11 protein-coding genes are annotated in these 14165 nt (G+C 40.1%); 8 read left to right on the plus strand and 3 right to left on the minus strand.

Annotated elements, in window-relative coordinates:
* Positions 1-11: 11 nt before the first annotated feature.
* Positions 12-1154 (minus strand): FecR domain-containing protein, encoded by a 1143-nt coding sequence (locus DXA05_RS15100; protein ID WP_128859336.1) that lies wholly within the window; start codon positions 1152-1154, stop codon positions 12-14.
* 144 nt (positions 1155-1298) lie between these two features.
* A complete protein-coding gene (locus DXA05_RS15105; RefSeq protein ID WP_128859337.1) occupies positions 1299-1889 on the minus strand; it encodes a sigma-70 family RNA polymerase sigma factor in 591 nt (196 codons plus the stop codon).
* Between the two features lie 634 nt (positions 1890-2523).
* Between DXA05_RS15105 and mdh the strand changes: the two genes are divergently transcribed.
* The 5 genes from mdh (at position 2524) to DXA05_RS15130 (ending at position 8733) form a co-directional block, all read left to right on the plus strand.
* Positions 2524-3465, plus strand: coding sequence for a malate dehydrogenase (gene mdh, locus DXA05_RS15110; RefSeq protein WP_004297234.1), 942 nt, complete (start codon positions 2524-2526; stop codon positions 3463-3465).
* A gap of 268 nt (positions 3466-3733) precedes the next feature.
* The gene (locus tag DXA05_RS15115; RefSeq protein ID WP_128859338.1) at positions 3734-5197 is read left to right on the plus strand and encodes a TolC family protein; all 1464 of its coding nucleotides are present in this window, start codon (positions 3734-3736) and stop codon (positions 5195-5197) included.
* 99 nt (positions 5198-5296) lie between these two features.
* A complete protein-coding gene (locus DXA05_RS15120) occupies positions 5297-6289 on the plus strand; it encodes an efflux RND transporter periplasmic adaptor subunit (RefSeq protein ID WP_004315462.1) in 993 nt (330 codons plus the stop codon).
* 2 nt (positions 6290-6291) lie between these two features.
* Positions 6292-7473 (plus strand): ABC transporter permease, encoded by a 1182-nt coding sequence (locus DXA05_RS15125; RefSeq protein ID WP_004307832.1) that lies wholly within the window; start codon positions 6292-6294, stop codon positions 7471-7473.
* Positions 7474-8733: an ABC transporter permease gene (locus tag DXA05_RS15130; RefSeq protein WP_008020474.1), complete on the plus strand. Its 1260-nt coding sequence runs from the start codon at positions 7474-7476 to the stop codon at positions 8731-8733.
* 147 nt (positions 8734-8880) lie between these two features.
* Here DXA05_RS15130 and DXA05_RS15135 read toward each other — a convergent pair whose 3' ends face one another.
* The gene (locus tag DXA05_RS15135) at positions 8881-9450 is read right to left on the minus strand and encodes a porin family protein (RefSeq protein ID WP_004314733.1); all 570 of its coding nucleotides are present in this window, start codon (positions 9448-9450) and stop codon (positions 8881-8883) included.
* Between the two features lie 398 nt (positions 9451-9848).
* On the opposite strand from DXA05_RS15135, the gene DXA05_RS15140 reads away from it, so the two are divergent.
* The 3 genes from DXA05_RS15140 to DXA05_RS15150 all read left to right on the plus strand — a co-directional run bounded on the left by DXA05_RS15140 (position 9849) and on the right by DXA05_RS15150 (position 14154).
* Positions 9849-10214, plus strand: a complete 366-nt coding sequence (locus DXA05_RS15140; protein WP_004305524.1) for a BlaI/MecI/CopY family transcriptional regulator — start codon at positions 9849-9851, stop codon at positions 10212-10214.
* 18 nt (positions 10215-10232) lie between these two features.
* Positions 10233-12050, plus strand: coding sequence for a M56 family metallopeptidase (locus DXA05_RS15145; RefSeq protein WP_128859339.1), 1818 nt, complete (start codon positions 10233-10235; stop codon positions 12048-12050).
* Between the two features lie 190 nt (positions 12051-12240).
* Positions 12241-14154: a redoxin family protein gene (locus DXA05_RS15150; RefSeq protein WP_128859340.1), complete on the plus strand. Its 1914-nt coding sequence runs from the start codon at positions 12241-12243 to the stop codon at positions 14152-14154.
* Positions 14155-14165 lie beyond the last annotated feature (11 nt).

The following is a 14165-nucleotide window of genomic DNA, read 5'->3' on the forward strand; positions in this document are numbered from 1 at the left end:
TTAATCATAGGCTATTTTTTCTTTATTGTTACTTTATAAACATTGTTTTCCTTACTTATTACCACAGGAGCCGTTTCTGTGATAGTATTCAATATCTGTTCGATCGTATCGTCCAAATTCAGTTTTCCGCTACAAGTGATTTGTTGTTGTTTATCATAATCAATCCTTACGTTATAGTATCTGGACAGTTGTTTGAGTATTCCGCCAAGCTCTGTGTTTTTAAACGATAATCGTCCCTCCTTCCACGACACATAATCCTCCACATTCACTTTATCTACCACATATTTATCAGTGGATTGCCTGAACCGGTCATTGGGTAAAATACGTACAGATTCTCCATTAGATGCTGTTACCTCCACTTTACCTGTAACCAGCACAACACTTTTCTCTACATCTTCCCGATAAGCCGAAACATTGAAAGAAGTTCCCAACACTTTTACTCCCATATCCGACGTCTTAATAATAAAAGGTTTCTCCGGATTAGGAGTCACGTCAATATATATTTCTCCATCTACATATATTTCACGCTTCTTATCTTCAAAATGTGTTGGATATAGAAGCACCGTTCCTGCATTCGCCCATATTTTCGTACCATCGCAAAGAGTGACACGGGCACGTTTGCCATACGAAACAACTAATTTATTAAATTCCCCTTCACCAGCATCTGTCGCCATTTGATCGTAAGCTAAATCCGGATTACCTTCAAAAGTTTCTTTCAACTGATCGTCAACAAAAAGCTGCGTTTTACCACTCATAAACACAGAGTCATTCACTTGCAACAAAGCTAGATAATCAATTGCCGGAGCACTTTTCCAAATAACCTCTACCGAAACAAACAGGATAAGAATAGCTGCCGCAACTGAAGCGCTCCACCATCTCATCTTATACAATCGATGTTTACGTTGAGACATTTTCCGATTTTGAATGGCTTGTTCCAGTTTCAAACAAGCATTATCCACTTCTTTTGGGGGTAAAACCGGCTTTTCCCACTTCAACGCCGCCAGTCTCTCCATCGCTTCTTTTAAATACGGCTCACGATCGGGACAATCGGCAATGATTTTTCGATAATAATCTCCTTCTCCGGAATAATACCAGAAAAGAAATAAATCATCGTTCAAAAAATCAGCTGTAGTATATGATGAATATTCTTTCATTATTTATTTCAATTAAAGACCTGTTTACTATATATACGAGATTCGTATGCCTTTCATCTCCTTTTTTCCTCAAAAAAATAAATAAAAAAGCAGAGAGGTATAGTTTTACGCTCCCCGCCTTCCGTATACAACATTCATTTTCAATCATTTGAAGGTAGAAACGCCATGCAGATATAAAATGAGAAAAAACAGAAAATAATCTTTTGAATCCAGTTTCCTTAGTTTCTCCATTGCTTTAAAGACTTGTCCACGCACTGTTTGAATTTTCATATTCAGCATTACCGCAATCTCTTCATAAGGCATTTCTTCTATAAAATGTAAATAGACTATTTCCCGCTGATGATCTGTCAGCAAATCAAGAATTCGATTCACTCTCTTTTTCAGTAATAAGTCATCTTCATCAGCAATAAGGCTTTCTTCAACTGATACAGATAATTTAAAGCTCCTTTCCTCTTCCTCTATAGAAGACGTATCTTTCTTTGTACGCTCCCAATCAATCAGCTGATTCCTAACCGAACGCAACAAATAAAACTTTATTTTCTTCTCATCAATGCACAGGTGCTCATTAAAATACAACTTTAGATATACTTCCTGAATTGCATCCTTCACATCTTCGGCATTGAACCCCAGGCTCACTCCATAAGCATACAAATCCTGATAGTAGAATTTGTAAAGTGCAATAAATTGCATATCCCCTTCCTGAACAGATTGATGATTTGATTCCCAAAACTTCATTTCGATATTTTCAATATTTTCAGCAGTTCATTAAACTTTCAATTAACAGATTGGCACAAAGATAATAAGCTTTCGGACTTTATTCGTTCATTATTTAAAAAACTTGCCAGGTTCCCTGCCACTTTAACTGGTATCTTCTTTTTCCATACAAAAATGAATCAGGTAATTGATGTAACGCATCGCCAAAAGTTCTCCATCAAGATGCTATCTTTATTTCTTTCACTGCCTAATATAATTAATCTCACTGCCTATTTTTACTTCGTTTGACTATAGTTACCCTTACGTATGACTATAGTTATACGCAAGGGAGACTATAGTTATTCTTGCGTATAACTATAGTGAAACGAAGTAATAGTAACGAACGAAGTAAATCCGAATAGGCAAGCAATTATAAAAAAATGGCTGAATGAACAATTCTCCATAGCAGTACATTCTCACCATGGCTACATTCGGTTTATAGCCGTACCCCAAAGCAGCTTCCCCTACCCAAACTTTTCATATACCTATATATTATTGGGAACTTTGACCTTTAACTAAAATTATTACGGAAAAATTTCTTTAATCAGGATTATCGTTGTAATTTTGTCGCGCTAAAAGATAAAACAAATTATCAACTTTTTAAATATATAGTATTATGTCAAAAGTAACCGTAGTAGGCGCAGGTAACGTAGGTGCTACATGTGCAAATGTACTTGCTTTTAATGAAGTAGCAGACGAAGTAGTAATGCTGGACGTTAAAGAAGGCGTTTCAGAAGGTAAAGCAATGGATATGATGCAGACAGCTCAATTACTGGGTTTCGACACTACATTGGTAGGCTGCACTAACGACTATGCTCAAACTGCTAACTCTGACGTTGTTGTGATTACTTCAGGTATTCCTCGTAAACCGGGTATGACTCGTGAAGAACTGATTGGTGTGAACGCTGGTATCGTTAAATCGGTAGCAGAAAACCTGTTGAAATATTCTCCTAACGCTATCATCGTTGTTATCTCTAACCCGATGGATACAATGACTTATTTGGCATTGAAAGCTTTGGGCTTGCCGAAAAACCGTGTAATCGGTATGGGTGGTGCTTTGGATAGCTCTCGTTTCAAATATTTCTTGTCTCAAGCTATCGGTTGCAACGCTAACGAAGTAGAAGGTATGGTTATCGGTGGTCACGGTGATACTACTATGATTCCTTTGACTCGTTTCGCTACTTACAAAGGTATGCCTGTAGCTAATTTCATCTCTGCAGAAAAGCTGGAAGAAGTTGCTGCTGCTACTATGGTAGGTGGTGCTACGCTGACTAAATTGCTGGGTACTTCTGCATGGTATGCACCGGGGGCAGCAGGAGCATTCGTAGTTGAATCGATCCTTCACGACCAAAAGAAGATGGTTCCTTGTTCTGTATTATTGGAAGGTGAATACGGCGAATCAGATCTTTGCATCGGCGTTCCTGTAATCCTTGGCAAGAACGGTATCGAAAAGATCGTTGAGCTGAACCTGAACGAAGACGAAAAAGCTAAGTTCGCAGCTAGCGCAAAAGCTGTTCACGGAACGAACGCTGCTTTGAAAGAAGTAGGTGCTCTGTAATTAATCCCCTTACTTTATATATCAAGAAAGGCTGTTCTTCACTACGAGGAACAGCCTTCTTTCTTTTCTACAAATCCTACCCCACTATATTTTAAAAAAAGCTAATTCATTTTGCACTTTCAAGTAAAGCTCATACATTTGCATCGTTGTTTATGCAATTATTGTTTAAGTAAACAAGTTCAAAAAAACAGACTACTTCAATAAACAAATTACATAAGAACCGGGTTATTAAATATAGAAGTATCACCTTATTAATATGCAAGATGCGATGAAAAAAGTATTTCTTCTGACAATTCTGCTAAGCCTCACTTTCATAGGAAAAGCGCAGAACTTTCTAAGTCTGGATAGTTGCCGCGCATTAGCTCTTGCCAACAACAAAGATTTGTTGATAAGCAATGAGAAAATAAATGCTGCGCATTATCAACGGAAAGCTGCATTTACAAATTATTTGCCTAATTTCTCGGCAACGGGAGCTTACATGAGAAACCAGAAAGAGTTTTCATTATTAAACAATGACCAGAAAGCTGCGCTTTCAGGACTAGGAACTAATCTGGCAGGTCCTATCCAACAAGCCGCAACCGAGATTGCAACAGCACATCCTGACTTGGCACCACTAATTTCTTCCTTAAGCGGAAAATTAGGAGCAGTGCTGCCTGCTCTCGATCAGGCGGGAAACTCTTTAGTGGATGCACTCCGCACAGACACTAGGAATGTCTATGCAGGTGCTCTTACATTGACACAGCCTTTATATATGGGTGGAAAAATCCGGGCGTACAACAAAATAACAAAGTATGCCGAAGAGTTGGCGCAAGAACAACATCACGGCGGTATGCAAGAAGTGATTATGAGTACAGACCAAGCTTATTGGCAAGTCGTTTCGCTGGTTAACAAAAAGAAGCTGGCGGAAGGTTATCTAAAGCTTCTGCAACAGCTGGACAGCGATGTAGAGAAAATGATTAATGAAGGAGTAGCCACCAAAGCGGATGGTCTGTCTGTACGCGTCAAGGTGAATGAAGCAGAAATGACACTCACTAAAGTGGAAGACGGATTAAGCCTTGCCCGAATGTTGCTGTGTCAACTATGTGGCATTGATCTTAGCTCTCCCATCACGCTGGCAGATGAAAATATGGAAGATATTCCATTACTGACAACAGACCCTCATTTCGATTTATCTACCGCCTATGAGAATCGTCCGGAAATACGTAGTCTCGAATTAGCTACACAGATTTATAAACAGAAAGTAAACGTAACCCGTGCCGAACATCTTCCTTCTATCGCATTGATGGGGAATTATATGGTAACCAATCCTTCTGTCTTCAATAGCTTTGAAAACAAATTCAAAGGCATGTGGAATGTAGGAGTGATGGTACAGATACCTATATGGCACTGGGGAGAAGGTATTTATAAAACGAGAGCGGCAAAAGCCGAAGCCCGCATTGCACAATACCAGCTTCAGGACGCACGCGAAAAAATAGAGTTGCAAGTCAATCAAGCCGCTTTCAAGGTAAAGGAAGCAGGTAAGAAACTGGTTATGTCTTCCAAAAACATGGAAAAAGCGGAAGAGAATCTGCGCTATGCAACGCTTGGTTTTAAAGAGGGAGTGATTGCCACCAGTAATGTTCTTGAAGCACAAACGGCATGGCTGTCCGCTCATTCAGAAAAGATTGACGCACAAATAGATATGAAGTTAACAGAAATCTATCTGAAGAAATCTCTGGGAACACTGAAATAAATAAAAAGCAGAAAAATAAAGTAAAGAACCCAATCAGAAACAACCCAATCCCTAACCAACTCACAATCCATAAAACATAAATCATAATTCATAAATCATATGGCACCTATAAAATCACAAAACAGCAATATGCTGCTTGCATTCCTTACTCTACTGGGAGTTATTGCAATCGTTGCAGTCGTTGGCTTCTTCATGCTTCGCAAAGGTCCTGAAATCATACAGGGACAGGCTGAAGTTACCGAGTATCGCGTTTCGAGCAAAGTTCCGGGACGTATATTGGAATTTCGCGTGAAAGAAGGACAAAGTGTCAATGCCGGAGATACGCTGGCCATTTTGGAAGCCCCTGACGTGGTGGCAAAAATGGAACAGGCACGTGCTGCCGAAGCTGCCGCACAAGCACAAAACGCAAAAGCAATCAAAGGCGCGCGTGAGGAACAAATCCAGGCGGCATACGAAATGTGGCAAAAAGCCCAAGCAGGCGTCACCATTGCCGAAAAATCATATCAACGTGTAAAGAACCTCTATGAGCAGGGAGTAATGCCTGCACAGAAATTGGATGAAGTCACTGCGCAACGGGATGCAAGTATTGCTACGGAGAAAGCAGCCAAAGCACAATATACCATGGCAAAGAACGGAGCGGAACGTGAAGACAAGATGGCCGCGGAAGCTTTGGTAAACCGGGCTAAAGGTGCTGTTGCCGAAGTAGAATCGTACATAAAGGAGACTTATCTCATAGCTCCGGCTGCCGGAGAAGTTTCAGAGATTTTCCCGAAGGTAGGCGAATTGGTAGGTACTGGTGCCCCCATCATGAATATCGCCGAACTCAACGATATGTGGGTAACATTCAACGTACGCGAGGATCTGCTCAAGAACCTGACGATGGGTTCGGAATTCGAAGCAGTCATTCCTGCTCTGGATAATAAAAAGATCAAACTCAAAGTATATTATCTGAAAGACTTAGGGACTTATGCCGCTTGGAAAGCAACCAAAACAACCGGACAGTTCGACCTGAAAACATTCGAAGTGAAAGCTTCTCCGATAGAGAAAGTGGAAAACCTCCGTCCGGGTATGTCTGTCATCATTGACAAGTAATCATGAGAGAGAGAAAAAAGAAATATATAGCCCTGTGGCAGGTCATGCAAAGAGAGTGCCGGCGGTTGATTTCACGCCCGCTCTACCTCTTCTGTATGGTCATTGCCCCACTGTTTTGCTATATATTCTTCACCACCTTAATGGATTCGGGACTTCCCAAGGATCTTCCTGCGGGAGTAGTAGATATGGATGATTCGTCTACTTCCCGTAATATTGTCCGCAACCTGGATGCTTTTTCACAGACAGGGGTTGTAGCTCATTACAGTAATGTGACAGATGCACGCATTGCCATGCAAGAAGGAAAAATCTATGGATTCTTTTACCTTCCCAAAGGTTTATCGGCAGAGGCACAGAGCCAACGACAACCGACAATCTCCTTCTACACCAATTACTCCTATCTGATCGCAGGTTCTCTATTGTTCAGAGACATGAAAATGATGGGAGAACTCACTTCAGGAGCCGCTGCAAGGACCATGTTATATGCCAAAGGTGCAACAGAGGATCAGGCTATGGCATATCTGCAACCGATTGTTATCGATACACACCCACTGAATAATCCGTGGCTAAACTATTCGGTATACTTATGCAATACACTGATACCGGGAGTACTCATGCTATTAATATTTATGGTAACTGTCTATTCAATCGGTGTAGAAATCAAAGATCGTACGGCTCGCGAATGGTTACGAATGAGTAACAACTCCATTTATATTGCATTGGCCGGGAAGTTGCTTCCCCACACTGTAGTCTTTTTCATTATGGGTATATTCTATAATGTATACCTGTATGGATTCCTGCATTTTCCTTGCAACAGCGGTATATTTCCGATGATATTTGCCACGCTTTGTCTTGTACTGGCATCCCAATGTTGTGGTATTGTCATGATAGGAACCCTGCCGACTCTACGACTCGGATTAAGTTTTGCTTCCCTGTGGGGAGTCATATCGTTCTCCATTTCCGGTTTTTCATTCCCGGTCATGGCTATGCATCCTGTTTTACAGGCTTTGAGCAATCTATTTCCTTTGCGGCACTATTTCCTTATTTACGTGGATCAGGCGCTCAACGGATATAGTATGGCTTACTCATGGACCAACTATATGGCACTATTAATATTTATGATGCTCCCCTTCTTCGTGGTTCACCGCCTGAAGGAAGCATTGGTTTACTATAAATATATACCCTAAATGAAAGATATAAAATTAAAAGATAAGATAGCTCAAGGCATCAATGACCTGTTTTATATCTGGAAACGGGAGTTTCAGACAACTTTCCGCGACCAGGGGGTACTGATATTCTTTATACTCGTCCCGTTAGGTTATCCGTTGCTATATAGTTTCATCTATGATAACGAAGTAGTGCGTGAAGTTCCTGCTGTTGTTGTAGATGATTCACATTCATCTCTTAGCCGCGAATATCTCCGCAAGGTAGATGCTACGCCCGATATTCAAATCGTCTCCTACTGTGCCGATATGGAAGAAGCTAAACAAATGCTGAAAAACCGGCGTGCATACGGCATCATTTATATCCCTTCGGATTTTAGTGACAATATTGCCAAAGGAAAACAGACACAAGTGAGCATCTATTGCGACATGAGCGGATTGTTGTATTATAAATCGATGCTTCTTGCCAACACAGCGGTTTCTCTGAATATGAATAAGGACATCAAGATTGCACGCAGTGGAAATACAACCGACCGGCAGGATGAAATCACCGCTTATCCGATCGAATATGAAGAGATCTCTATCTTCAACCCGACTGCCGGATTCGCCGCTTTCCTAATTCCTGCAGTATTGGTATTGATTATCCAACAAACATTATTACTCGGTATCGGTCTCGCTGCAGGAACAGCTCGTGAAAATAACAGGTTTAAGGATCTCGTGCCTATTAACCGCCATTACAACGGAACGCTGCGAATTGTATTAGGAAAAGGCTTGAGTTATTTCTTGGTTTATATATTAGTAGCTTTCTATGTACTTTATGTGGTTCCAAGATTGTTCAGCCTCAACCAGATCGGACAACCCAGTTCATTAGTATTATTTGTTGTCCCCTACCTTGCGGCTTGTATCTTCTTTGCCATGACAGCTTCCATTGCTATCCGCAACCGGGAGACGTGTATGCTGATTTTTGTATTCACGTCAGTCCCCTTGTTATTTATTTCCGGAATCTCTTGGCCGGGAGCAGCTATTCCCCCGTTTTGGAAGTATGTATCTTACATCTTCCCCTCTACCTTTGGAATTAACGGCTTTGTAAAAATCAATAATATGGGAGCTACTCTTAGTGAAGTAGCTTTTGAATATAAAGCTTTATGGTTGCAAGCCGGCATTTATTTCCTTACCACTTGTTGGGTATACCGCTGGCAAATACTAATGAGCCGCAAACATGCAATAGAGCGATACAAAGAATTAAAAGAGAAAGAAAACTTATCCAAGCAGATAAGTGATTAATGAGTAAGAATTACAAGAGAGAGAATTAACGGTGTATCCTTTCAATGGGATATGCCGTTTTTTTCAAATAAGAACATGAAAATCCCCCGTTCCAAGAGAGTATAGAACGAGGGATTTTAGAGATATTATAAAGAGAGTATAATAAGTTTAGAACTTGTAACCTACACCGATAGAGAAGTTCATGTTCTTCGGTGCACCGTCACCATCAGCCAATTTAGCCAAACCAAATTCTCCTGATAAGTCAATAAAGAATTTATTAATTTCATAAGCAACGCCTACACCGAGACCTGCATCAAATCTTTTTGCTCCAAATTGATCATCACCGTCACCAAAGAAATCAATTTTTTCATCACCAATTTTACACTTACCAGCAATACCAAATGCAAAATAAGGACCAGCTTTCACTACAATATTCTGGTTATCAGCAATTGCAAATCTTGCAGCAGCCAATACCGGAATCTCCAAATACATTGGATTCATTTTCACTTCATCCTGTTTAGCACCTTTTTGAGTGAACATCAACGAAGGTTGAATAGACCACATATCAGAGAACTGATATTCCATGCCAACGCCTACATTGAATCCAATCCTCATGTCAGTATCCATATCCCCAGTAAAGTTACTCATGTTCATACCAACTTTGGCATTCCAAGAAATCTGAGAATAAGAAACGATAGAAACAAGTGCAAATAGCACAAAAATCAAACCTTTTTTCATATCATTCATTTTTTAGTTTGCCTTCCTCTTCCCTTTGGTTGGCATTGTTAGTTAATAGTTCTGTTTGAAGTGTGGGGAATTATTCGCAACCGGTTAAAGTATTGAAACACACCCTTCCGTATTTAACGTATGTTTTGTAGCCGCAAATATATTTCATTTATTTTATATAAAAAAATCCTTGATAGTCTATTTTTTGCATAAAGGTTATTAAAGAGTGACTATATAGAAAAAAATAATGTTCATCCGGTCTTTTTTTATGCTTAAATAATTTCCGAATAACAATGCAATTAAAATATTCTTGCAAGATTTATACATTTACAATTATTAACCGACTAGCTATTGCTCATTTACGAAATATTCGTAGATTTGCGAAGTATTCGTAATTAAACAACATCTCCATGGAAAAGTTAACTATACAAGAAGAAGAAGTAATGATCTACATTTGGGAGTTACAATGCTGTTTCGTAAAAGACATTGTTGCAAAGTATACGCAACCGGCACCTCCTTATACCACAGTAGCATCTATCGTAAAGAACCTCGAGCGGAAAGGATATGTCACACCGAAACGTGTGGGTAATACCTACCAATATACTCCTGCCATTCGCGAAAATGAATATAAACGCCATTTTATGAGTGGCGTAGTTCGTAACTACTTTGAGAACTCTTACAAAGAAATGGTTTCTTTCTTTGCCAAAGACCAGAAAATTTCGACCGATGATCTCAAAGATATTATCGAACTCATTGAAAAAGGAAAAGAAAATTAATAGAAAACATTCATCACCATGACTCCGGAACTAGCTTATTTTCTAAAGATAAATGTAGCGATAGCTCTGTTCTATGCATTCTATCGGTTGTTTTTCCATAAAGACACCTTCTTCCATTGGCGTAGGATGGCTTTGCTATGTTTCTTTGCCATCTCCATGCTTTATCCTTTACTGAATATTCAGGGATGGATAAAAGCTCACGAACCAATGGTGGCAATGGCAGATCTTTATGCAACCATCCTGCTTCCGGAGCAAGTTGTGACTCCTACACAAGCGACTGTCATAAATTGGCAAGAGGTTATCACGCAGTTCGCTAAAATTATTTATTGGAGCGGAATGTTATTACTTACCGCACGTTTCTTCGTACAACTGGGTAGCATCATCCGATTGCATTTCCAATGCTCAAAAAGCAATATACAAGGAGTACGCGTACATCTATTAAAAAAAGAAACAGGTCCTTTTTCTTTCTTCCACTGGATATTCATACACCCGCAATCACATACGGAATCTGAAATCAGTGAAATCATTACGCATGAAGAGACCCATGCCCGACAATACCACTCGGTGGATGTGCTTTTCAGCGAAATAATGTGTATATTCTGCTGGTTCAACCCATTTATCTGGTTAATGAAACGGGAGGTCAGAGGAAACCTCGAATACATGGCAGACCATCGTGTATTAGAAACGGGACATGATAGTAAATCATACCAGTACCACTTATTGGGACTGGCACATCACAAGGCTGCAGCAAATTTATCAAATAGTTTCAATGTTTTACCACTCAAAAATCGTATTAAAATGATGAATAAACGAAGAACGAAAGAAATAGGAAGAACAAAATATCTGATGTTTCTTCCCTTGGCCGCCATCTTGATGATTGTCAGTAACATCGAAATGGTAGCACGTACTACTGAAAAATTTGCAAAAGAAATGATGGGACAAGTAACGGAAGAAGTTGCCATGCAAGCTGAAACCACAAATATTCCCGAACTTTCTACAAGAGAAATTCAAGAAATCAGCCTTCCGCAAGGTACAAAAGGAAAGGAAGTAACGGAAACACAAATCAAGAGTGTACCGGATTCAGTTGTCTTTCAGGTTGTAGAAGAAATGCCGGATTTTCCGGGAGGGATGAAGGCATTGATGGATTACTTGTCTAAAAATGTCAAATATCCGGCTGAAGCACATGCAATCGGTGCACAAGGACGTGTAATTGTAAGCTTTACTATTAAAAAGGACGGAAGTATAGCTGACACAAAAGTAGAACGAAGTGTCAATCCGTATCTCGACAAAGAAGCCATGCGTGTCATTGCTGCCATGCCTAAATGGCAACCTGGCAAACAAAGAGGAGAAGCAGTAAATGTAAGATTTACAGTTCCCGTTGCTTTCAGACTATCCGATCCAGAACTACCCAAGGCGGAAGAGATCAAACAGTCTGATCTGGACGAAGTAGTTGTAGTGGGATACGGTCCACAGGAAGATTCAACTCCCGGTGCAGTAGGTGTGAAAGGAGAAAACGCAGATCAGGCTTTCACTGTAGTAGAAACAATGCCCAAATTCCCGGAGGGACAAGCCGGGTTGATGCGTTATCTTGCTAGAAGTATCAAATATCCTGTCATTGCTCAAAAAAACAAAGAACAAGGCAGGGTAATCATACAAATGATTATCGGAACAGACGGTAGTTTGTCAAACGTAAAAGTATTACGCAGCGTATCTCCGTCACTGGATGCAGAAGCCATCCGTGTAGTGGGAAACATGCCTAAATGGGAACCGGGAATGCAAAAAGGACAGGCTGTCCCTGTTAAGTATACCCTCCCTATCACGTTCCGGTTACAATAAATAACTTCCCCGATACCGCTCCCTTTCCTCATCGGTGAGGAACGGGGCGTTCATCGGTGGGGAACTCTCTCCTCCCGGTGCCGGACGTATCTTTCCCCGGTGCTGAAAAAAGTCATTTCTTTTTCAGCTTTTCGCAAGGATAGTTATAAAAAGATCCTTATATTTGTTCGTGTAATAAAACATTATTCACATGAAAAGATTCGCATGGATTATCGGTTTAATATTCTGCACAATCTGCACCATACAAGCCAAAGACAGAGTTATCGAGCGGCCTCCTTTTCTAGCATGGAGCTCCAATAGTATTGAGATTGATAAAATTGTCATGAGTGATACCGTGACAACAGTGTATATAAAGGCTTTTTATCGTCCGAAATACTGGATTAAAATAGCAACGGGCAGTTTTCTGAAAGATAATAACGGAATGCTTTATCCTATCCGAAAGGGAGTTGGAATCACATTGGATAAGGAATTCTGGATGCCGGAATCAGGAGAAGCGGAGTTTCAACTCTTATTTCCCCCAATACCTGAAAATGTAACCAGTCTGGATTTCTCGGAAGGGGACTTCGACGGGGCCTATAAGATATGGGGAATACAATTAGACAAAGAGACATTCTATAAACAAAAACTTCCCAAAGAAGCAGTCGTACACAAAATAAACAAGAAAGCGATATTGCCTACTCCAAAGTTGGTTTATGGGACTGCTACACTCAAAGGGAAAATACTGGACTATCAAAAAGAGATGATGCAACAAATGAAGATGCATATAGAAAGTCCTGCATTGAATGTCCACAACGAACAGAATATCATAAAGATCAAAGAAGACGGCACTTTTCAGGCGGAGGTCAAAGTAGCGTCCGTTACAAGTGTAGCATTAGAACTTCCTTTTGGCTGGATCGAGTGTCTGATAGCTCCCAACGAAGAGACATCGCTCATCATCAATACAAAGGAACTATGCCGTAGACAGGCGCATCTGCAAAAAAAGGATAAAACGTATGGAGAACCTGTATACTTTAATGGTTATCTGGCTAGTCTGCAACAAGAATTAGCTTCCGTAGATATAGATATTGTATTGAAAAGCGTTTATTACATGGATATGTACAACGACATTGCCGGGAAAAGCGCAGATGAATACAAGGCTTATGTATTGGAGCGTCTTCCATCCATTCGAAAAGAAATTGCACAATCCCCATACAGCAATGCGTGTAAAGAGCTATTAAATATTCAGGTAGATCTGGCAGCGACTGGTAAAATCGCCATGACGGAGAGAGAACTAAAATCAGCATATATCACTGTTAATAAACTGAATAAAGAACAGACCGACGACTATTTCTACAATACCCGCATTGATATTCCTACAGGATACTATGACATATTGAAAGAGTTCACTTCTATCAACACTCTGAAAGCGCTATACGGTAAATATTACGCATCAACAATATACTTGATAAGTTTTCTGCCAAATTCTTTAGATGTACTTAAAGAGACACTGGGAACGGGACAGGGACCCTTATTCGATAACATTAAATTTAATAAGCTGTATCAATCCATAAAGGATTTTACCCCGTTAACAACAGAGCAGAATGCCGAACTAAAAACTTTTTCTTCCCCGGCATACGCAGAGATGCTTACCCAAACGAACAAAGAAATAATAAAGAAAATAGAATTAAACAAAAGAAAGACAGGCTTCACTGTAAACGAGACGGGACAAGTCTCCAATGAGGACTTATTCCCATCCATTATCTCTAAATTCCGTGGACACACGTTGTTAGTCGATTTTTGGGCAACTTGGTGTGGCCCTTGTCGCACAGCCAATAAAGCCATTACTCCAATGAAAGAGGAATTAAAAGACAAGGATATTATCTACCTCTACATCACAGGCGAAACTTCACCCAAAGGCACTTGGGAAAATATGATTACCGACATTCATGGTGAGCATTTCCGTGTGACAAATGAACAATGGAGTTTTCTGATGTCCAGCTTCAATATCCGGGGAGTTCCCACTTATTTTGTTGTTGATCCGGAGGGTAATATCACCTTCAAACAAACTGGATTTCCCGGAGTAGACACCATGAAAAAAGAGCTTATGAAAGCTTTGAATAAGTAATTCGAACGTTA

The sequence above is a fragment of the Bacteroides sp. AM54-2NS genome (assembly GCF_003602935.1).
In the GTDB taxonomy this organism is placed as follows: Bacteria; Bacteroidota; Bacteroidia; order Bacteroidales; family Bacteroidaceae; genus Bacteroides; species Bacteroides xylanisolvens.

Coding starts and splice junctions, on each gene's coding strand:
- mdh (WP_004297234.1), top strand. CDS start 2,524: ATGTCAAAAGTAACCGTAGTAGGCGCAGGTAACGTAGGTGCTACATGT.
- DXA05_RS15100 (WP_128859336.1), bottom strand. CDS start 1,154: ATGAAAGAATATTCATCATATACTACAGCTGATTTTTTGAACGATGAT.
- DXA05_RS15145 (WP_128859339.1), top strand. CDS start 10,233: ATGACTCCGGAACTAGCTTATTTTCTAAAGATAAATGTAGCGATAGCT.
- DXA05_RS15115 (WP_128859338.1), top strand. CDS start 3,734: ATGAAAAAAGTATTTCTTCTGACAATTCTGCTAAGCCTCACTTTCATA.
- DXA05_RS15135 (WP_004314733.1), bottom strand. CDS start 9,450: ATGAAAAAAGGTTTGATTTTTGTGCTATTTGCACTTGTTTCTATCGTT.
- DXA05_RS15130 (WP_008020474.1), top strand. CDS start 7,474: ATGAAAGATATAAAATTAAAAGATAAGATAGCTCAAGGCATCAATGAC.
- DXA05_RS15105 (WP_128859337.1), bottom strand. CDS start 1,889: ATGAAGTTTTGGGAATCAAATCATCAATCTGTTCAGGAAGGGGATATG.
- DXA05_RS15125 (WP_004307832.1), top strand. CDS start 6,292: ATGAGAGAGAGAAAAAAGAAATATATAGCCCTGTGGCAGGTCATGCAA.
- DXA05_RS15150 (WP_128859340.1), top strand. CDS start 12,241: ATGAAAAGATTCGCATGGATTATCGGTTTAATATTCTGCACAATCTGC.
- DXA05_RS15120 (WP_004315462.1), top strand. CDS start 5,297: ATGGCACCTATAAAATCACAAAACAGCAATATGCTGCTTGCATTCCTT.
- DXA05_RS15140 (WP_004305524.1), top strand. CDS start 9,849: ATGGAAAAGTTAACTATACAAGAAGAAGAAGTAATGATCTACATTTGG.